General features: G+C 53.3%; 19 protein-coding genes. 3 read left to right on the forward strand and 16 right to left on the reverse strand.

What is annotated here, in order from left to right; translation table 11 throughout:
• Positions 1 to 45: 45 nt before the first annotated feature.
• The 15 genes from RSX24_RS00675 to RSX24_RS00745 form a co-directional block, all read right to left on the reverse strand.
• Complete coding sequence (locus RSX24_RS00675) at positions 46 to 369, reverse strand: (2Fe-2S) ferredoxin domain-containing protein (protein WP_236419627.1); 324 nt, start codon at positions 367 to 369, stop codon at positions 46 to 48.
• 329 nt (positions 370 to 698) lie between these two features.
• Positions 699 to 1,706 carry an LLM class flavin-dependent oxidoreductase gene (locus RSX24_RS00680; protein WP_339277743.1) on the reverse strand — a complete coding sequence of 336 codons (1,008 nt, stop codon included), beginning with the start codon at positions 1,704 to 1,706 and terminating at the stop codon, positions 699 to 701.
• Positions 1,707 to 1,871: 165 nt separating this feature from the next.
• Entirely contained in the window at positions 1,872 to 3,809 is a 1,938-nt protein-coding gene (locus tag RSX24_RS00685; protein WP_343259404.1) for an LTA synthase family protein, read from the reverse strand.
• Positions 3,810 to 3,939: 130 nt separating this feature from the next.
• A complete protein-coding gene (locus RSX24_RS00690) occupies positions 3,940 to 5,898 on the reverse strand; it encodes a hypothetical protein (protein ID WP_343259405.1) in 1,959 nt (652 codons plus the stop codon).
• Between the two features lie 252 nt (positions 5,899 to 6,150).
• The gene (locus tag RSX24_RS00695; protein ID WP_339277739.1) at positions 6,151 to 7,785 is read right to left on the reverse strand and encodes a helix-turn-helix domain-containing protein; all 1,635 of its coding nucleotides are present in this window, start codon (positions 7,783 to 7,785) and stop codon (positions 6,151 to 6,153) included.
• A 105-nt stretch (positions 7,786 to 7,890) separates the two neighbouring features.
• Positions 7,891 to 8,904, reverse strand: a complete 1,014-nt coding sequence (locus RSX24_RS00700; RefSeq protein WP_339277738.1) for an ABC transporter substrate-binding protein — start codon at positions 8,902 to 8,904, stop codon at positions 7,891 to 7,893.
• Positions 8,905 to 9,091: 187 nt separating this feature from the next.
• Positions 9,092 to 9,466, reverse strand: a complete 375-nt coding sequence (locus tag RSX24_RS00705; RefSeq protein ID WP_339277737.1) for an immunity protein PIM1 family protein — start codon at positions 9,464 to 9,466, stop codon at positions 9,092 to 9,094.
• Positions 9,459 to 10,148 (reverse strand): 3'-5' exonuclease, encoded by a 690-nt coding sequence (locus RSX24_RS00710; protein ID WP_343259406.1) that lies wholly within the window; start codon positions 10,146 to 10,148, stop codon positions 9,459 to 9,461. The genes RSX24_RS00705 and RSX24_RS00710 overlap by 8 nt, the downstream gene beginning before the upstream one ends.
• A complete protein-coding gene (locus RSX24_RS00715) occupies positions 10,145 to 10,738 on the reverse strand; it encodes a histidine phosphatase family protein (protein WP_339277733.1) in 594 nt (197 codons plus the stop codon). Before RSX24_RS00715 ends, RSX24_RS00710 begins: the two co-directional genes overlap by 4 nt.
• On the reverse strand, positions 10,735 to 12,975 hold the full coding sequence (locus tag RSX24_RS00720; RefSeq protein ID WP_343259407.1) for a class I SAM-dependent methyltransferase: 2,241 nt from the start codon (positions 12,973 to 12,975) through the stop codon (positions 10,735 to 10,737). Before RSX24_RS00720 ends, RSX24_RS00715 begins: the two co-directional genes overlap by 4 nt.
• Positions 12,976 to 13,023: 48 nt before the next feature.
• Complete coding sequence (locus RSX24_RS00725) at positions 13,024 to 13,284, reverse strand: hypothetical protein (RefSeq protein ID WP_343259408.1); 261 nt, start codon at positions 13,282 to 13,284, stop codon at positions 13,024 to 13,026.
• Positions 13,260 to 13,832, reverse strand: a complete 573-nt coding sequence (locus tag RSX24_RS00730; protein WP_343259409.1) for a phosphotransferase family protein — start codon at positions 13,830 to 13,832, stop codon at positions 13,260 to 13,262. Before RSX24_RS00730 ends, RSX24_RS00725 begins: the two co-directional genes overlap by 25 nt.
• Before the next feature lie 28 nt (positions 13,833 to 13,860).
• Entirely contained in the window at positions 13,861 to 14,454 is a 594-nt protein-coding gene (locus RSX24_RS00735) for a GNAT family N-acetyltransferase (protein WP_236418608.1), read from the reverse strand.
• Between the two features lie 7 nt (positions 14,455 to 14,461).
• The gene (locus RSX24_RS00740) at positions 14,462 to 14,908 is read right to left on the reverse strand and encodes a RidA family protein (protein WP_236418598.1); all 447 of its coding nucleotides are present in this window, start codon (positions 14,906 to 14,908) and stop codon (positions 14,462 to 14,464) included.
• Between the two features lie 130 nt (positions 14,909 to 15,038).
• A complete protein-coding gene (locus RSX24_RS00745) occupies positions 15,039 to 15,485 on the reverse strand; it encodes a GNAT family N-acetyltransferase (protein ID WP_339277725.1) in 447 nt (148 codons plus the stop codon).
• A 217-nt stretch (positions 15,486 to 15,702) separates the two neighbouring features.
• Between RSX24_RS00745 and RSX24_RS00750 the strand changes: the two genes are divergently transcribed.
• Positions 15,703 to 16,647 carry a glycoside hydrolase family protein gene (locus tag RSX24_RS00750; protein WP_343259410.1) on the forward strand — a complete coding sequence of 315 codons (945 nt, stop codon included), beginning with the start codon at positions 15,703 to 15,705 and terminating at the stop codon, positions 16,645 to 16,647.
• Positions 16,648 to 16,735: 88 nt separating this feature from the next.
• Here RSX24_RS00750 and RSX24_RS00755 read toward each other — a convergent pair whose 3' ends face one another.
• Positions 16,736 to 17,614: an AraC family transcriptional regulator gene (locus RSX24_RS00755; protein ID WP_343259411.1), complete on the reverse strand. Its 879-nt coding sequence runs from the start codon at positions 17,612 to 17,614 to the stop codon at positions 16,736 to 16,738.
• 138 nt (positions 17,615 to 17,752) lie between these two features.
• On the opposite strand from RSX24_RS00755, the gene RSX24_RS00760 reads away from it, so the two are divergent.
• On the forward strand, positions 17,753 to 19,042 hold the full coding sequence (locus RSX24_RS00760; RefSeq protein ID WP_339277720.1) for a Gfo/Idh/MocA family protein: 1,290 nt from the start codon (positions 17,753 to 17,755) through the stop codon (positions 19,040 to 19,042).
• 211 nt (positions 19,043 to 19,253) lie between these two features.
• The gene (locus tag RSX24_RS00765) at positions 19,254 to 19,646 is read left to right on the forward strand and encodes a hypothetical protein (RefSeq protein WP_236418544.1); all 393 of its coding nucleotides are present in this window, start codon (positions 19,254 to 19,256) and stop codon (positions 19,644 to 19,646) included.
• Positions 19,647 to 19,696 lie beyond the last annotated feature (50 nt).

The raw sequence follows: 19,696 nt of genomic DNA on the forward strand, positions 1-19,696 counted from the left end.
TTCTCAAATGCTCATTTTCCAAAAAAAAATGTTGGAGTAACCGTGCTAATTCACTGCTGTTTTTGTGACGTTGGCGATCCGATGGCGGTCCAATTGTTCGCCGCTGCACAGCGCACGTACAAGCTCTCTGCCGGATTCGGGCGTCATGTTCCCGTACCAATCTCCCTGCGGGTACACAATGGTCACGCAAGCATCATCGCACCGTCCGTTGCAGCGCGTTCGCGTGGTGTGGATGAATTCGCCGGCCTGCTGCTTAGCAATCTCGTCGCGCACGGCCTGGGTAACCTCTTCTCCGCCTTTACGCATGCAAGAACCGCCGTTGCACAGCAATATATGATGCTGCAGATGATCCAAATTATAAATAGCCAGTCCGTCCATCCCCTTATCCTTAAAAATCGTATGTATAAGCACGCCAGAACCGCTTCTCCGAGCGTTTCCTGCAATACTGCTGAAAAATATAACTTAGCACACCGTCACGGGTTGCGCAATTCAAATCGTGTCATCTTCAACATGGTCCACGGGTTGCCTCGGTCCTGGATCTCGGGATTTATGCCTGCATGCACAAACACGTATCCCGCTGCTTCATGCATCAATGGCAGTTCGTTCCGAAAACGAAGACATGTTTCCAAATTAAAACCGGAGTCCCGTCTGGCAAGACTCCGGCCTGGTTCATCGTATTTATTCCCGCTTCGTCGGCATTATTCCTTCTTGAGGCCAAAAGCTTCGGCAATCAAGGCAAATGAGCGCAAGCGCGCTTCGAACGAATGAATGGCCGAGGCGATGATGACTTCGTCGGCTTCATGCCGTTCCGCCAGCGCTTCAATTTTCTCCTTGACTTGTTCCGGCGTGCCTATGATCGAAAAGGAGCGGCGCTGGCGAATCTGCTCCATCTCCATGGCCGTATACGGATAGCTGCGCACCGTTTCAAGCGACGGAAAGGAACGCTGCTCCAGCCCTCGTCCAAGCCGCAGGAAAAACAGTTCGTTGCTGCGCGCCAATTCGGCGGCCTCTTCTTCCGTATCCGCACAGAATGCCGCCACGGCGATCATCGAGTGGGGCTGATCTCCATGAATGGACGGTTTAAAGTGCCTCCGATAGTATTTCATGGCTTCTTCTCCGCCAGGCGTGCCGAAAAATTGGGCAAATGCATAGGACGTTCCCTGGGCAGCCGCAATTCTGGCTCCCTCGGAGCTGGAACCGAGCAGCCATACCTCAGGTACGGTTGGGACGGAGGGACCTGCCACGAGCGAAGCAAAACGGTGGTCCTCCGGCAATTGCTCATGGAAGTATCCGCCCAGATCCGCGATCTGCTGCGGGAAAAATTGTACGTTCGATGCCTTGCCTTCATTCAAAGCCCGGCTCGCAAGCGGCATGCCTCCCGGCGCGCGCCCGATGCCGAGGTCGATTCTGCCGGGGTGCAGCGCCTCCAGCAATCTGAAGTTCTCGGCCACTTTATAGGCGCTGTAATGGGGCAGCATTACCCCGCCCGATCCGACCCGGATGCGCTCCGTATGCGCGGCAACGTGCGCAATCATCACTTCCGGGCTGGAAAACGAGAGCGCTCCCCCGCCGTGATGCTCTGACATCCAGAAACGGGAATATCCGAGCTCCTCCGCATGCTTTGCAAGGGTCACCGTCTCCTGCAGCGTATCCTGTACGCTTCTTCCTTCATTAATGTGGCCGTGTTCCAATACGCTAAGCTTCATGTCGTCGATCCATCCTCTCTGTCTTTGCTCTTCCCTCCATTGTAACATTATTGATTACAGTTTCAAAATTTAAAAAAATAACGCCATCCTGCATGCATCATTTCGCAGGGTGGCGTTATTTTTCAACCGCGCTCCTTCCGAAAGCCTGTATGGAAGGAGCTATATTTACGGTGCCCGTTTCGGCAGCAGTTTTACGTACTCGTCGGACAATTTCATCAATTGAAGCACATGCTCGTAATCTGCACGATAAGGCTCCAGATCGGTTACGGGCTCATAGGTTTTGAGCGAATACGCCGTACCGTCCTCGAAGCCGGCACCCGGGATGAACAAAATCTCGTTATTGACGAACGAGCCGGTAGGCAGGTAATACCGAATCCCGAAAGCGTTGTGGTCCATATTCAGCAGATCGTGCCCAAATGCCGTGAATTTTTCTTCCGATAGCGAGACGCCCATCAGATTCATGACGGTCGGCAAAATATCAAGCTGGCCTCCCGGTTGCTCGATCACCTGGCCTTTGGCCTGTTTCGGCGTATGGATCAGGAGCGGGATGTTGAATCGGCTCACGTTGCCGTCATAAGGCACGTTCAAGTTATCCCTGATCTGCTGCGTGATCTCTTCCTCGGCAGGCAGACCGAAGTGATCGCCGTAAATCACCAATGTTGTATTGTCCCACAGACCGTTCGCCTTCAACTGCTCGATCAGTTGGCCGACGGCATAGTCGGTGTAATTGATCGCCTGCAAATAATCATGCAGCAGCGTATTGGTGATCGCAGCCGGAATCGTGATCCGGGCGCGATCTTCCGGAATTTTGAACGGCGAGTGGCTTGAAGCTGTAATAAACTGCGCATAGAACGGCTGATTAGCCGTCTGATGGGCAACCATTTTTTCGACGCCAACCCGGTACAGTTCCTCGTCGGATGCGCCAAAATCGTTAAACCGGTCATTCTCGAAGCTGGCTCTGTCGAAATAACGGTCAAAACCCAGTGCGGGGTACATCTTGTTCCGGTTCCAGAACGATACGTCATTGACGTGGAACGTTTCGGACTGATAGCCTTCGCTGCTCAACAATTTCGGCAAAGACGGCAGATCGCGGTCGCTGTATCCCGCGGACATCGGAACAACCCCTGTCGGATAGATCGACGTATTGGACATGAACTCTGCGTCCGACGTGTTGCCCTGACCGATTTGCTGGAAGAAATGATTGAAATAATAGCTCTCTTTGGCCAAATCGTTCAGGACCGGCGTGAGTTCCTGGCCATCCAGAGAAGCATTGATCGGAAAGTTCTGAAACGATTCCAGCTGCAGCACGATCAGGTTACTGCCTTTGGCCTGGCCGAAATAACGCGGTTGGATCGCCTGCCCTTGTTTCGTTGGATTCTGATATCCATACCGGCTCACCAATTCGTTGACGCGAGCAATCGTATCCTGGATATTGCCATTCGCGATGGCTTCGTTTTCCTTGCTGGTCAGAATGGCCGACGAGACTTGATAATTCAAAAATCCAAGGTTCTCCGCACGCACCAGTTCATTGTCGATCGATTCGCCCTTGACGATAAACGTACCGGACAACACCATGCAGAACGCGGCGGTAACGACCACGCCCAACTTGCCCCAATATTTTTTTCGATTGCTGCCAAACGTGAGTCCGTCGGTATTGCGGATGCCATAGCCCATGGCCGAACGGCGGCGGCGCGTCAGCAGCCAGACCGGCAGCACGAGCACGATATCCGCGAAGAACAGGAAGTGTGCAGGCCGCACCAGCGGTCCAATGCTGCCGCGCACCTGTGCCACCTGTCCCAATTCGCTCAGCGCCGTATACGTCGGCACGGAACTGAAATGCACGTTATATAACGTGGCTGCGAATAATAAAAAAGAGAACAACAAGTTAAAACCGCCGTATACGACCCATTTCCACCTTTTCGGCACAATGAGATCAAGGACGCATACCAAGGCCAGCGCAGCCAGGGCGTCCGTCACCAAACCTACTCCGGACAAACCCTGGAAAAAGAAATACCGCAGAAGCGTCAGCTTCAGCAGCATCAGAACAAATAATACGGCAAATAAAAGCCGTGAAGAGTTCCGTTCGCTCTTGAATGTAAACATGGTCGCTTTCAACCCTTATCTGAAATTTTACGTTCATTTTACATAACGCATATTCCAGTATAACAGTTTCGCGACCTCTATTCCATGAAGTCGTGCTGAGACTTCCATCCAGCAAATCGATCTGCGTTTGCTACGCCGTTGTCGTTATATTACCGTTTGAATACAATCGTTTCGCGGCCTCTTCTGCCAAGGTGATTTGGGCAGCCGCGATCCGGGTAAAGGGCAGCTGCTCCACCGGACTATTTACAACATTCGTTTCGTTCCGCCGGTCGTAATCCAGGCCCAATCCATAATACAGGTTTGATCGTTTTTCCGAGCCGGCGGTTTGGGATGCATGCTCCGGGCCATGACCAAGCCGGTATCGGCAGTGGCGCTTCTCCATACCCAGAATCTGTTCGGCGACATCATCAGCCAGTTCCGCCATAGCCTGGATTTCTTCATGATGATTCGCGAACATGAGCAAGATTTCCGGCCTGGCCCGCCAATTCTCGCGTATGATCTTTAATGCGGCGCGGAAAACCGCTTCCAGCTGCATATCCGTCCATTCGCGGAACCATTCCTCGTCCACGGCCGGCACATTCGAAGTCCGCCCCTGTTCATCACGCTCGCTGACGCTCTCCAGGTTGAATATTTGTTGCTCGATCCACCTTCTATCCAGCAATTGAATCGCGACAGGGCAACCGTTCATCGGTTCCAATACCTGTTCCAGATCGGCCTGCAGCATCGGCAGCAACCGCCACATGCCCTGTCTGCGATCCGGTATGCCGTTCGCTTGTATCCATTTCTGCGCATATGGCCATCTCATCGGTGATCGGAGACAATCTTCGATCCGGCAAAAGGCCCCGTCGGCGCCATACTCTCTGGCCAGCCTGGCTTCGCCCGGGTGCCGGATATGCGCAAACACCGCTTGTTCCCTTATTTCATCAGCCCAACCCAGCATGATCCGCCAATTCGGATTCAGGAAAAGTGAAATATTCCCGATGGTATCGTTGCGATTACGCATTTCCGCCGTTTGAACAGAATTGACGCACCGAAGGGCTGCGTCCTTTGTCATGCTTCCCTGTTTAACCATTTCAACCAGCATTTTCACCAAAGCGTCATTGGCGTCGTCAACTCGGCTCTTTTGCAGCACATGAAGCTGACCTGATTCTACGACGAACTCGACCGCTTGCCCGGACTCGCCTCCCTGCTCCAGCTCGCTGCGCATCTCCAGCAGCATCCGGTATACGTCCGGTTTTGTCCCGCACAACTCCTCCAATGCCGTACTTGCCGATCGATCGGCGTCCGACGCCAGATAGAATCCCTGCATTTCTTTCCGTCCTGGATCCGGTTGGTTTATAAACAGCATGCCTCTGCCGCTCTGTACGTCCAGTCCGTCATAAACCATGGCTTGAATCAGAGCAGGATTTTTCTTGTTGAAAGGATCAGGAAAAGCCTGGTCCCCACCATTTGCCAAACGATCTGCTGATTCCTGCACGAATTTTTGCATCGCATGCAGCGCTTCCTCCAGCTGCACCTCCGGACTTTGGGGAAAAGGCGTTCCTCCCAGCGTTTCAATCCACGTTTTGCATCGTGCAATGCTCCGTTCCAGCTCAGCCTCATCCTGCATGACATCGCTGCCTGCTTCTTCTTCAAACCTTTTGTCCATGATGCCTCGCACCGTTCTTCCGTACTGCAGCAGCGCATTCCGGTAACATTGAAGCGCATACATTCGATGGTTTGCCGCTTTGGCCAGCCCTTCAACCGTCGAGTCGTTCAGCCCGATATGCAGCAGCGGGGCAGGCGTCGTTTGGCCGTTTAGCGTCCCCCCTGACCTTACGGCGAGCAGAAGTGGATTGGCAGCATGACCAAACCTTTTACCGGAGCGCTGCTCCAGGTAACGTATGGCGTCAGCAAGTTCATCGTCCTTGTCGCAGGACGGTTGCCCCGAGTGAGCGCACGCCTGCCCGAAACCAGACGCCGCCACTACGAAGCCTGCGGGAACGGGCCAACCTGCCTGTACCATGTCTGCGAGTCCCGCCGCCTTCGGGCCCATTAGCTCTTTTAACGCTGCCGTACCTTCTTCCAGCAGAATGATCCGTTTCGTCATTGCCGCTCTCCCATCTGCCATTGACATCATGGCTGTACTTTAGACAAGGTGCTTGGTAGATGATCACACCTTCTCTTATCGTATGTCGCACTCTCCGGCTCAAGGACTGTTCTTTGGCAATATTCGGTCTTTCCCTGCGCCGGCTCAAAATATGAAAAAACCTTCTGATTGGTCCCGAATGAGCTTGCTGGGATCAGAAGGATTTGCTGATATCGTTCATCGGTATTATGGGAGATCCGCCCTGCGCAGCACTCATCCCAAATATCGCAGTATATCGTCAATTTTTTTGCCATGCGAAAGGATTCCGTAATTCATCCATGTCAAGAAATCGACCTCGTATATGCAGCCGTTTCTAACGGCTTTAAGCTGGCTCCACTCCCTGCTGTCCATGATTCCCCGCTCTTCGCCAGGGAACGTCGATTTTTCCCCGTCAAACGTCACGAAAAGATGATCAGCATTCAAACCGGGTAGTTGTTCCAGCTCAATGTTAATTCGGCGCTGCTGTCCGGCCCATTGGCTAACGCATGAATCCGGTTTAAGACCAAGATCTTGAAACATAATCGGCCCCACATACCCGTTGTTTGCACCATAAAGGGCAATGGTCGTTGCCGAAATACGCAGGAAGGCCACGGTTTGACTTTTTATTTTCCGTTGCAGTCTTGTTTTCGCTTCATATGCCTTCTCTTCGTATGTACCAATGACTTCCTGAATACGATTGCCCTTACCCAGAACATCGGCTGTTGATTTCAGGATACCGCGCCAGTCCTCTCCCTGATGTTTCAAGTAATATGTCGGTGCGAGCCGCTCCAAACGTTCCAGGTTCCAACGAACATGACCATCGTCCAACATAATGAAATCCGGTAGTTCATGTTCATCCAGCTTGGCATCCTGGCTGGTTACGTCAAATTCGGGCACATGATGCAGTTCCAGATAACCTTGTTTGCCCCATATTTGATGCGAATACTGCATCACGGGAGTGATCCCGAGCGCCAGCACGAAGTCCTCCAGAAATGGCGCAAACACGCGAACGTCCTGGCGCTGATGTCGCCTGTACACGCCCGGAGAAACCCCCGTATATTGTTTGAAGCGGCGACTAAAGTAGTATTCATTGCTGAAACCGACGTTCTGCGCGATGTCATGCAGACGGTCATCCGTCATCTGCAGCAGCTGTTTGGACCGCTCCAGCCGAATTTCGTTCACATAGTCCAGCGGCAGTTGACCCGTCGCTTCCTTGAATTGCCGAGTATAGCTGGCGCGGTTAAGCTGAATGCTGCCGGCAAGTTCATCCACCGTCATAGGTTGGTCAAAGTGCTCGTGGATATAACGTACGGATGTCTGGATTCGCCTGCGGCTGTCCGGTTGTTCGTGGGATGATTCGTTATATTTGATCAGCATGCTGAACCAATTCTGGAACGCAAGCTGTTGTTCCCAACGTGCCATCCACGAGTCAGACGTTTGTTGCCTGCCAAGCATTTGTTCCAAAGCACGGATGCAAGAACTCCACGGACTATAATACAATTCTGTCACGGCATCGACTCCTGAACGGGAGCCCGGCGAAGGAACGAATGCCTCCGACTTTCTCGCTTGACCGGATCGTGCCAGATCCAGCTTGAAATATTGAAGCTTCTGCCTCGGTTTTCGCGACGATTCCATCATAATCGTTATTCCTTCCGGAACCAGCAGGATTACGCCTTTTTTTAGCTTCCAAGATCGATCGGGGCAGACGGCCTCTCCCTCGCCTGCAGTAATCACAAATAACTGATGTGCATTCAGTACATCGTATTTCATGCAGAAGCCTAGTTCGTCTTGCCCGTGGTCCACTTCCTGCAAATGCTCCAGTAAGCAGAGCCAAGGCTCGGGCAATCGTTGTTCCATGGTAAAACTCATATTTCATCGCCCTCAATTGAGAATTGTTATCATTTAAATGAGTGTAAACGAAAAAAGAAAGCTCTTCAACCCTCGTTGAAGAACTTTCTTTTTGATGATCCGTAATTACGGCATCATTTTTTGCAGCAAATCGTCCATTTTCATCGAGTTGGCCGTCACGGCCCCGGATTGCCAGTGTGATCTCTCCATCATGTACACATGGTTATTTTTGACAGACGGCAGGTTTTTCCACAACTTATTGTCCAGCATCTTGAGCGCTTCCTGGTTTTCCGGCGAGTTCCAGTGCCCGTTGGAAGGGAAAATAATAATGTGGTCGGCATCCAGATCTGGAATTGCTTCTTCGGAAATCACCTGTTGATATTCTTCCATATTCGCTGCCAGCGGATGCGGCTTCAATCCAAGATCGGAATAGATAAACCCGGTGTACCGGTTCTTCACGCCAAAGAGTGCCAGCCCTTTATCTTGTACATCCAGGCGTACAACCGCAACCGTCTCGTCCCCGATCGTTTCTTTCAACTTCGTTTTGGCATCTTCGATTTTATTCTCGAACTGCGCCAGCACCTCGGCTCCCTTCTCGGGCTGTCCAACAACGTCCGCAATCGTCGTCAAAATCTGTTTGGAATCCTGCAGCACACGTTCCGGCAAACGGTAGGTAGGCGCCACTTTAGAGTACATCTCATATTGCTCGGCATTTACCCCTCCATCTACGATGATCAGGTCCGGGTCATACTCCAGCAGCACTTCCATGTTACCCGTGATGTCAAACTGGGGAACGTCCAGATTGAGGTATTCCTGGATTCCCCAATTCGGATGGTACCACTGGATCACTGGCGTAATTCCCAATGCCTTCAAGTAATCTTCCACGTAAATGCCTGCAATTCGCTGTGGCTTCGTCGGGATGGTGACCTCTCCGAACTCATCTTTTACTACCCGAGTCTCTGGCTCATTCACTGCTGCCGCTTGTGGTTCTGAAGCCGTATTTTCCGTCGTCGTGTTCTGTTCTGCCGTTGTATTCTGCTGCGCGGTTGGTTCGGCCTTTGCTCCACAACCTGCAATAACGGTCGTCAGCAGCAGCGCCAAAATCAACCACCCTTTTAATCCTTTGCCTGGTCTTGCCATGATCCCCTTCACCCCTATGTAATCTTTGTAGTATGTGACCTGAGAATGTCTCTATCATAATGATTATCATTCTCATTTGTCGCTAAGGTGAATTTTACGGCATCTCAGGCATGGTCTCAATGCACAGATGCAGCCATTTTTTTATACAAACGAGCATCCGACATGTACAGAAAGACAAGCCCCCCCTTTACCTCAAAGGCAATCTGCCACTCAAATAGCTTTCCTGCAACGTGTGCACAAAGCCGTCATGCACCTCGTCCCCCGCAAGCGCCGTACAGATCAAACCGATGTCATCGCTCACGTAACCCGCCAAATCAGGATCACCTGTCAGCGAAAATACCTGTTTAAACGCCATCTCCCGACCGGAACGAATATCCTCAGCTTCTGCCTCGGTGCCGCTCCCCTGCACACGCTCGAACGCCTGCATCCACTGTCCGGAGAACTCATCGTCCTCCCTCTCTGCCAAATAATCGTCCACATCCAGTTCTGCAAAGGTCTGTTCCGTAATCACTGTACCTTCTTTCAGCTTGGACAAAAAACGTTCAGCTTCTGCCTTACTCAAGGTCAACCCCTTCTTTCCCCTCTGCTTGATACATAGCCGGTATAACAAATCTCCTCATGGAAACATTCGGATCGGCGATAAAATGCATTTTCCCCATTTGCTCGTATTCCGTCATCACCTGTTCGAAAATGCGGGCGATCAAGCGGCAATCCGCTAATGCCTCATGCCGCTGCAAACCCGCCGTGTCGATGCCGTAGTAACTCACCAGAAAATCAGTGGAAACAACAGCATCGATCTCCGGATGAATGTAGGTAAACAATGCTTTGGTATCCAGCACCTTGTTCGTCATCATCGGCAAGCCATTCATTGCGCAATGGCGTCTTAGCATCGGCACATCATACTCATATCCTGCCTGAGTAACCAGCACTCGATCACCAACAAAATGCAAAAAGGACGGAAAAACGTCCTTATACCCGGGAGCGCCGCACATGTCCTCATTAGAAATGCCGGTCAATCGGGCGACAGCATCCGGAATGGGCTTCGTTGCCCGAACAAGGGAGGTAAACTCCGCTTGCTCCGTCGACCCCAACTCCAGATGAAGCGCTCCAAACTGAGTAATGCTTTCCGTTTCCGGGCGTATGCCCGTGCCTTCCAAATCAAAAATGCAATACTTCTGCCGCTGCAGATCCAACACCTGAAGCCCTTCAATGAAATACCGATCCTGCATAAACGTAATGTTCATGAGCTCACCCACAACCGTTCGATGCCAACCAACCGACGTTCCGCATCCATTTCCAGCTTATATATGTCCGGCATGGAGGTGCTTTCCCAAAACTCATAGCCGTAGGCGGGATCGTAATGGTTAAGCATCAGGGTCATGATATCCCCGTGCGTGCCGATGGCCACCTTTTCTCCCGCATGCTGTTGCAAGATCCGTTCCAGCACGGCCACGGCACGCTTGCCTGCTTCCACGCTCGATTCGCCGCCCGGGAAAGCAAATTCGGGATCAAGAAACACCCTCTGCTTGGCTTCCCGAAAGTTTTCTTTCCCCAAATCCTTTCCCGACAGCTTTCGCTCCCGCAAATCTTCTTCCATCGTGATTTCGCATCCGCAATGGCCGGCCAGTACCCGCAAGGTATCCACCGCACGCCGATAAGGACTGGAATAAAACCAGCGGATTCGCTCCTGGACCAACACATCGGCAATCTTCGCCGCATCCAGCATGCCACGTTCCGTGAGCCCGCGTTCCCGCTCTTGCCCTTCCACATAGACCGACTCCGCGTGCCGGACAAAATATAACGTTGTGTTGAATGCTTCCTTATTTGGGTTCACGACTCTGCACGCTCCTTCTTCTCGATCACGATCAAGCAGGTACTGTCCGGCAGCGAAGCAGGCATACCGTCCTCGTCCATGAAAACAATGCGATCGCTCAGCGCTTCCGTATACCCTTTCTGCAAAAAGTGTTTCAACAGGATAATGTCTGCCTGGTCGCCAAGCGTTTCTTTGATGCAGCGTTCGTAGGCGGACGGAGTAAATATGCCGAATTGCTCCTGGATTTCATGGACGTAAGCATCCGGCCCCCAGGTGTACGTATACAGAAATTCCATCGCATCATTCACGTTGAGCACCGCTTCGTTATCGGATATCCGGTCGAATGCAATGGACCTTCCCTGAAAATCGGCAGCATACCGCTCCAGCCACTGCATCCCGTCCGGCTCCATGAAACGGATGCGCCGTTTCTGCGTTTCAGGTTCCGTCATGATGCCGTCGCGAATCAGAATCCGGCCCCCCGGAGTCAGCACGTCAAAGGCGCTCCGGAGCGCTGCCGCCACCGTATTCGGGTTGAATCGTCTGCCCTCGTGTTCAATATAGGAGTAGAGCTCATGCAATATGGATGAAAAAATGACCGTATCCACCGTGCCAGGCTGCACGTATTGATCCAGCTGCAGAGCATCTCCCTTCATCACTTGCCAGCGGCGGCCTTCGCGCTGTTTCTTGCGTTCAAGCGCTTCGATTACATTGGCTGAAATATCGATGCCGATCGGCTCTACATCCGGCTTCTCCTGCTCGATCAAATCCAACAGCACGCCTCCGCCGGGCCCGATGTCCAGCACCCGCCGGCCCGCGATATAGTCCAGCAGCACTTTTTTGTAATCCCCCGAGCCGTTCATGTCGGCCAGATATGCTTCTTCGTTATGGAAACGGTCGTAAGCATCGCGCCTTAAGCCGAACAAATCAAACAGCATCAGCACGGCCCGTTCGTACAGCGGCGATTTCTCGGCTTCGATGCAGAAAGCGATCAGCTTCTCCGCAGCCGGCGAAAATTCGAACGTCACGAACGCCGTATCCGGCACGTCCTCGTATCGCTGCACGCGATGGGTCAAATGCGGATAATCTATGGCCTCCCCTGATGCCATCTGCTCCCAGGACCACTGCTCCAAATACTTTTCAATCATGCGCTTTTTGTACACATTCAGCTTTTTGGCACCTTTGTGGTCATAATACATCGTGTTCATCAGGGGTTCGAAGCTGATATGACGCACGCGTCCAGCCGTCCTGCCGCCGTCAGGCTCGTGCATTTCCAGGTCCTTCAGGGCGAGCCGGAAAATCTGCACCATTTCATTGAAGGAAAAGTGCTGCAAAGCTGCCTCCACGTACCATAACGTGCGATCCGCGAGCGGCGCCAGTTCCATCTCGACGTCCAGCGACTTTTCCAATCGTGCATAAGCCTCGTCCAGCGGTTCGCCCTGTTTGACGGAGGCGCTTCTGAGCCGGGACAGCCGTTCCTTCAAGGTCCATTCATGGCGTTCAGGCTCTTCGATGATCCAGCCGACAATACGTCGCACCTCGGATTGCACGTCCTGCCAAAGCTGTGGATCGACACCCGCAATCACGCATTCATTCAGCGCCAGCAGCAGTGTCCTGAGTTCGTCTTTGTCCACCCATCCTGCCGCAAACAGTCGACGTACCGGAAGGTTCTCGGCAAACGGAATTTCCCCGCGGATGTACTGCCCGATCAAACCATGCGTCGCGATCAGCGTGCGAACCATTTCCTGCCTTGGCGACAATGCCGGGACATCGTCTCCTTGTTCATGCTGGGCTGAAGAACCCGAAGTTCCCCGGATCGATGAATCGCCCGGAACTCCGGCGTATGTGCCCCCATCCTCATTTTCGCGCAGAACCGCAGAACCGGAGTTTGACGCTGCGGCATACCGAACGTACAGTTGGGCGGAACCGATGTTGTGCACAAACAAATTGATGCCTTCGGACAGCCACATCCTGCGCTGCTGCAATGTTCCTGCCTTCGCCGTTTCGGACCAGGCCAGCACTTCCTCCACGATCTCGCGTACCCAAAAGGAAACGTGCAAACCGTCCAGTACCTGAAGCGTTCGCTCCACATAGTCGAGCACCGGATTATTCGTTTCGAGCTCGGCGATGGCACGGACACGCTCCAGATTGATGTTCGGCCTTTCGGCGGCCAACAATAATTGCAGCCACGACGGAGACTGTCCCGCTACAGACAGGTCCCCCGATTTCCAAGTTTGAATCGCCTTCAACGCTTTTAACACGGCATCCACCTCATTCACCTATTCCAATTCTTACATGACCATCCAGGTTCAATGGGACGCCAGACGCTCCCTCACGAAACGCAGCACATGCCTTGCTTCCCCTTCCGGCAAATTTTCGTCCAGCCGCGCGGCGGCAACAGGTAAAATCCAAGCTTCCAGCTGCTCCCATGTCATGCCGGACAAACGTAAGTAATGCTCAATATAGCCGTCCAGCAGCAGGCTGCGCGCCGTCTCGAACGCCTGATGCAGCTCTGCAGCCGCCTGTTCCGGCAGGCTGGCGCTCTTCAATATGACCCATGTCCGCGCCACATCCCCTGCCGGTCCCCGGACATGCCTGTCATCCAGTCGATGACCCGGCAGCGCCCGCCGACCCGTTCCAACATGACGTTGTCCGGATGAAAATCGCCGTGGCAGATTTGGCTGTGCTCCGGCAGCGCCCGAAGATCGGCCAGCACCTTTTGTTTTTCCGATTCCCCAAGCATGGGCACACGCATCATCGCCTGTTCTAAAATATGTTTTTGCCCAGGCAGGGCCCGTTCTTCATCCTTCTGCATATGCAGCCCGTAATGGCATTCCGCCATCATTCTGGCCGTCTCCTCCGCAGATAGGATCTGTCCGAGCAGCATAGCAAGCAGCGTTTGCCCTTCGATCCGTTCAAAAACGATGCCAAGACGGTTTCCTTCTTTATGTAATAAGCGAGCCTCGGGGATGTGCAAACCTTTGCTGCCGACCATCTCCGTGATCCGAAACTCGTGCCGCACGACAGCCTCCGGGAAATCCGCATGGTGCAGCTTCATGATCTCCCCTGGCGAATATTCAAATATATCCGCGGTTCTTCCCTGCCCGATCAGCCTCAAAACGTTTCCTCCCCCATTGGATTGGGAATCAGTTGAATTCGACACCTCTTACTTTGGCAAAAACCATCGTGTCCACCAGCACGCCGTCCGGATCGCGTCCGGTTCTCCGCAAAATGCCCTCCAGCGTGTATCCGGCCCGTTCGGCGACTTTGGCGCTCTTTCGATTGCGGGCATCGCAGCGGATTTCAAGGCGATTGGCGTCCAGGTGCCGAATGGCAAACTGCTCGATGCCTCTAACGGCTTCGCCCATTAATCCTTGTCCGGAACGCGACGTTCTGATCCAGTAACCGATTTCGAAGGAACGGGCTTCCCAGTTCATGCGATGCAAACCGCTGCTGCCCACGAATTCGCCGGTCTCCTTGTCCAGCAAATAAAGGACCATATCGGTGCGTTCCATAAAGTTCAACCTGTTTTTGCGAGCGCGGATCTCGGATTGTTCGAGCGTGGGGAGCGTTCTGGCAAAAGGCAGCCATGGCGCCAACTGGTCGGCGCTTTCGTGGACGGCTTCGTTCACCATCCGGCCGTCTCCCCATTGCGAAGCACGAATGATCAGCCGCTCCGTTTCGAAACGTTCGGGAAATTCAAGCATAATCGGGTCGATTGAATGATCGGGTTGCGTCATTTGTCCTCTACTCCTTTACTTGGAAAATGGAATCGATGATGAGCGGCAGGTCATCCCTGACCGATGCCGCGCCAAACACCGATCGGGCGTGTACTCCGCGTTCGCCGAACACGTCGAGCATCAGGTCGGAGCAGCCGTTCAGCACCTTGTGATGCTCGTCATAGGATGCGGTAGCGTTAACAAACCCTTGGATTTTGACCACACGTTCCACCCTGTCCAGTGAACCGAGCACCTCCTGCACAACGGCCAGCACTTCAATGCCTGCATTCCGGGCAAATGCATATCCTTGATCCGTCGTGAACTTGTCTCCCAGCTTCCCGCGCTCGGCCGTATTCGGCCCTTTGCCCGATACGTACATCATGCCGTTCACAATAACCGCATTCGCATATTTGGCCGCCGGCGCGCTGGCCCGCGGCAATACGATTCCAAGCTGTTCCAGTCGCTGTTCAATCATCGAGATCCTCCCCTTTGCTTTGAAGCGAACGCTCCGCTTCTCCGTTTTGTTTCTGCCCTCTCCGTGAACGTGTGTATCTTTTGCGGTATATATAGTCAACCTATATATTTGCTCGCTGCCGCCATTTCCCCTACGCCCCGGCTTCCGAAAAGGTTTGCGTATTGGCCGAATAAAGCAATATGTTGTCCCTATAGTGCCATCCATGCTCCGACCAATACCGCTTGCCGGTCTCGTTGTTGTCCAGCACCATCAGATGGCACTTGAATATGCCTGCCTTCTTCAGCTGCTCCAGACAATGCCTGACCAAGGTCGTCGCCACCTGATTCCCCCGGTGGGCCGTATCTACAACTACGTGATACATGTATCCGCGTCTGCCGTCATGTCCGCACAGCGCAGTACCGACCAACTGATCTTCATCGTCCACGCAAACGTGGCTGATTCCCGGATTACGTTTCAAATATGCCGCGATTCCCTCTTCCGAATCCACCTCCATGCTGATGCCGAGCCCCGGTGTCCGGGCCCATAACAGCAAAGCCTGGTCATAGTGTTCAATCGACATCGGCTTGTATGTATACATTCTGCTCTCCTGCCTTCTTTGGGTATGTCTGGTTTCAGTTCCCTAATCTTAATTTCGATGGTTGGCATGCGTCAACTGCTGGGCGTATTATAACATCTTCGGATTAATATATGCATGAATTCAAATCATAAGAAAACATAATATTGTAATTTCAGTCAAACTCTTTTACGATAGTAGAACACGCTTCCATTTTGACAAAAACAAGGGAGGAAGTTTCATGGGCGCACCTTTATTTCGAGATCCCATCTTTGATGGTGCAGCAGATCCGGTATTGATATGGAACCGCGCCGAACAGGCTTGGTGGATGGTATATACCAACCGCCGCGCAACAGCGGGCGGACCGAAGTTCGCCTGGGTGCACGGCACCGATCTTGGCGTTGCTTCTTCCACTGACGGCGGCAGCACCTGGACGTACCGCGGCACATTGACGGGATTGGAGCACGAATGGGGTCATAACACGTTTTGGGCACCGGAAATTTTCTGGCATGAGGGCACGTACCACATGTACGTGAGCTACATCCAAGGCGTCCCGCACGACTGGCCTGGACATAAGCGGAATATCCTGCATTATACGAGCCCCGACTTGTTGTCATGGACGTTTCACGGTACGCTGGAGCTCAGCTCGGACTACGTGATCGATGCCTGCGTCTACCCGCTGCCGGATGGCCGTTTCCGCATGTGGTACAAGGACGAAGCGCGCGGTTCCCATACCTATGCCGCGGATAGCGCGGACCTTTATCATTGGGAAGTGATCGGTCCCGTCATAACAGGTCGGCCTCATGAGGGCCCGAACGTATTTCGTTTTAAGGGCAGCTATTGGATGATCGTGGACGAATGGAGAGGACAGGCCGTTTACCGTTCCGACGATTTGGAACACTGGGCGTGGAACAGCCTCATTTTGGATCAGCCGGGCACCCGGGAGGATGACGGCGTCATCGGATTGCATGCCGACGTCGTCGTACAGGACGATCAGGCCTATATTTTTTATTTCACGCATCCGGATCGCCGGGAAGGCGTGGATCATGCCAGCGAACCTGCACGCCGCAGCTCCATTCAGGCAGCACGGCTCGACGTCGTGGACGGGATCATGATCTGCCCGCGGAACGAAGACCTTCGGATGAAGTTGCGGCCGGAGAACGAATCGCCGATGCGCAGCTCGTAAAACAGGTTTACATTCTCGAAGAAAGCAATGAGCCTCGGAAATGCATGACGGGCAGCCATCGCTGCGTCGTTTCCGGGGCTTTTCACGCTTATGACTGCCTTCGATCCTGCTTTGTATGCTGCTGGCGGTACTGCCTTGGCGATGCATTCACCATCCGTTTGAACATTTTGCCGAAATGGGAAAAGTTCCCGAACCCGGATCGCAAAGCGATGTCCGTAATGGGATCGTCCGTTTCCCGCAGCAAACGCTGCGCTTCCTTGATTCTCAGCAAGTTCAGATAATCGCTGAACGAAAATCCGGTTGTATGCCGAAATAATCGGCTCAAATAGTGCGGGCTTATACGGAACATGTCCGCCACTTCCGTCAGGGACTGCGATTCGCGAAAGTTTTCGTTCAAATAATGCACGACGGCCTGCGTTTTGGGATGAAGGACCGGCTCTGCATCTTCGGCATCCGCTACGGCCAGGTGCCGGTTGCGCCAGGCACAGAGCAGCAATTCCACCGCCCTGTGGCGGAGCAGCAGCTCGCTGCCCGGCTGCGGGTCCACCATCTCGTCCACGATCTCCACAGCCAATCGTTCCACCTGAGCATGGACGCGTGAAGGAAACCGCAGCACGGGCGGACTGCCGCGAAACAGCTGCATCAAACCAGCGGCCAAATCTGCGGGCACGCCCATGCCTGCGAACAGCTCCGGCTTCAGGTACAGGACCACCCGATCATGATCCGGCCTGCCGCTATCCAGCGTTTTGTGGACCACGTTGCGGTCTACCAGAACCAGGTCCCCTGCCATAACCCGGTAGGATCGATCTTTGATAAAGTAAATGCGCTCGCCCGACAACAGGTAATACAGCTCATAATGATCGTGCAGATGGTCCGCATGCATCGAAAAATAACCGATGCGCCGATCATATTCGATTGCGAGCAGCCCGGTCGGATCATGAAAGTCCGCGCGATATGGCCTGTTCACGGGCATCCCTTCCTTTTTTAAAAGGCTTCCCTTGGATTATAGCAAAATCGGCGGCATTTGAAAGCGATTTCGCAATAAAGGCGGCGAAAAACGTGCTTCCTTGTTATAGGCTAGAAGCATATTCAAGGAGGCGATGACATGAGTGACAAAAAACGCTATGCATTGGTCGGTACCGGAGGTCGTGCCGAATTCTTCTACGGATCGCTGGCCCGCGATTTCCGTGAAACATCGGAGCTGGTCGCATTTTGCGATATCAACCAAACCCGGATGAACTATGCCAATCAAATGCTGCGCGACAAATACAAATATAACGAAGTGCCTACATACCGTGCCGATCAATTCGATGAAATGATCGCCAGCGAGAAACCCGACTTCGTGATCGTGACAAGCATTGACCGCACGCACCACAAATACATCATTCGCGCCATGGAACTTGGATGCGACGTCATCACCGAAAAACCGATGACCATCGATGAGCAAAAATGTCAGGACATTCTCGACGCTACCAAACGGACCGGGCGGAACGTGCGCGTGACCTTTAACTACCGTTATGCTCCCCATCACACCAAAGTAAGGGAGCTTGTCATGAACGATGCCATCGGACGCGTCACGTCCGTGCATTTCGAATGGCTGCTGAACACTCGCCATGGCGCGGACTATTTCCGCCGCTGGCACCGCAATAAACGGAATAGCGGCGGTCTGCTCGTGCACAAATCGACGCACCATTTTGACCTTGTTAACTTCTGGATCGGTTCCCAGCCTCAAACGGTATTTGCATTCGGGGATTTGATGTTCTATGGCCGCGAAAATGCCGAGGAGCGCGGGGTAACCCAATTTTATACGCGTGCAACGGGCAGTCCGCTTGCCGAAGGCGATCCGTTCGCCCTGCATCTGGATTCGGATGCCCATCTGAAAGCGATGTATCTGGACGCCGAAGCAGAGGACGGCTATCAACGCGACCAGAGCGTATTCGGCGACGGCATCAACATCGAGGACACCATGGGCGTCCTGGTTCAATACCAGAACAAGGCTATCTTGACTTATTCCCTTGTCGCTTACCAACCTTGGGAGGGATACCGCATCGCCATCAACGGCACGAAAGGACGCATCGAAATGTCGATCGTCGAACAATCGTACGTCAATTCGCTCGGCGACAAAAACCTGGAAGGAGCGCTGATCGGCAAAACGCTGCGCGTACTGCCCATGTTCGGCGCACCTTACGAAGTGGAGGTCGAAGAACGCGAAGGCGGCCACGGCGGGGGCGATCCGGTCCTGCTGAACGACCTGTTCGGCCATCCGGAAGAAGATCCGTTCAACCGCGCGGCGAACCATATCGATGGCGCACAATCCATCTTGACCGGGATTGCAGCCAATCGGGCCATCGCCACGGGCCAGCCCGTACAGATCGGCAGCCTCGTTCGTTTCTGACAAACGCATACTGCCGTATTCAACGGCGGTCGCATATAAAGATCGGATTAGCTGCTGCCTTTACGATATCGACTCAAAAAACGCTCCTTCTGAGGAAGGAGCGTTTTTGAGGTGCACCGCACCATATAAATGTCAAATCGATGCATCCTCGGACTCACCTTGGCGTACTCCGCTCATATACTGGGTATAAACGGAAAACGGAGGAGTTCGCATGAACGTGCACCAGCTTCAAACCGGCAAAACGCTTCAGCAGCGCCTGGCCGAATTGCAGGGCCATCTCGCCGAATTGAACGCCCCCCTGTCCGGCCTTGAGCCAGGACGGATCGACCGGGTGTACCCGCGCAATTTCATCAAAGTAAACGGTCAACTTTTCGTGCCGCTAAGCCTGAATTCCATCCGGGTGTTCGGCATCCCTCGCACGCGGCGCGGCATATTCGTAGGCGTCCGTACCGCGTTCCCTACCCGAAATGCATTTCGCAATCTCCGCCTTGTCGCGGTGGGATTGAACTATATTGAATTGCAGGCCAGGGGGAAGTTCCCTTCCCGCATCCTGTTTCCGCTGAAGCAAGTCGAATCCATCTATCGGCCTGTAAGGGGAAAATGAACACAGGCTTGAATCCTTTATATCCGCAACCATGCAGGTTGGCCCTTCCA

The organism is Paenibacillus hubeiensis (genome assembly GCF_032334105.1).
GTDB classification, from domain to species: domain Bacteria; phylum Bacillota; class Bacilli; order Paenibacillales; family Paenibacillaceae; genus Paenibacillus; species Paenibacillus hubeiensis.

Excerpts from the sequence above, each read along its gene's own strand:
- RSX24_RS00740 (WP_236418598.1), bottom strand. The coding sequence starts at position 14,908 with ATGATTGAACAGCGACTGGAACAGCTTGGAATCGTATTGCCGCGGGCC.
- RSX24_RS00690 (WP_343259405.1), bottom strand. The coding sequence starts at position 5,898 with ATGACGAAACGGATCATTCTGCTGGAAGAAGGTACGGCAGCGTTAAAA.
- RSX24_RS00745 (WP_339277725.1), bottom strand. The coding sequence starts at position 15,485 with ATGTATACATACAAGCCGATGTCGATTGAACACTATGACCAGGCTTTG.
- RSX24_RS00735 (WP_236418608.1), bottom strand. The coding sequence starts at position 14,454 with ATGACGCAACCCGATCATTCAATCGACCCGATTATGCTTGAATTTCCC.
- RSX24_RS00750 (WP_343259410.1), top strand. The coding sequence starts at position 15,703 with ATGGGCGCACCTTTATTTCGAGATCCCATCTTTGATGGTGCAGCAGAT.
- RSX24_RS00680 (WP_339277743.1), bottom strand. The coding sequence starts at position 1,706 with ATGAAGCTTAGCGTATTGGAACACGGCCACATTAATGAAGGAAGAAGC.
- RSX24_RS00765 (WP_236418544.1), top strand. The coding sequence starts at position 19,254 with ATGAACGTGCACCAGCTTCAAACCGGCAAAACGCTTCAGCAGCGCCTG.
- RSX24_RS00695 (WP_339277739.1), bottom strand. The coding sequence starts at position 7,785 with ATGAGTTTTACCATGGAACAACGATTGCCCGAGCCTTGGCTCTGCTTA.
- RSX24_RS00685 (WP_343259404.1), bottom strand. The coding sequence starts at position 3,809 with ATGTTTACATTCAAGAGCGAACGGAACTCTTCACGGCTTTTATTTGCC.
- RSX24_RS00700 (WP_339277738.1), bottom strand. The coding sequence starts at position 8,904 with ATGGCAAGACCAGGCAAAGGATTAAAAGGGTGGTTGATTTTGGCGCTG.
- RSX24_RS00710 (WP_343259406.1), bottom strand. The coding sequence starts at position 10,148 with ATGAACATTACGTTTATGCAGGATCGGTATTTCATTGAAGGGCTTCAG.
- RSX24_RS00760 (WP_339277720.1), top strand. The coding sequence starts at position 17,753 with ATGAGTGACAAAAAACGCTATGCATTGGTCGGTACCGGAGGTCGTGCC.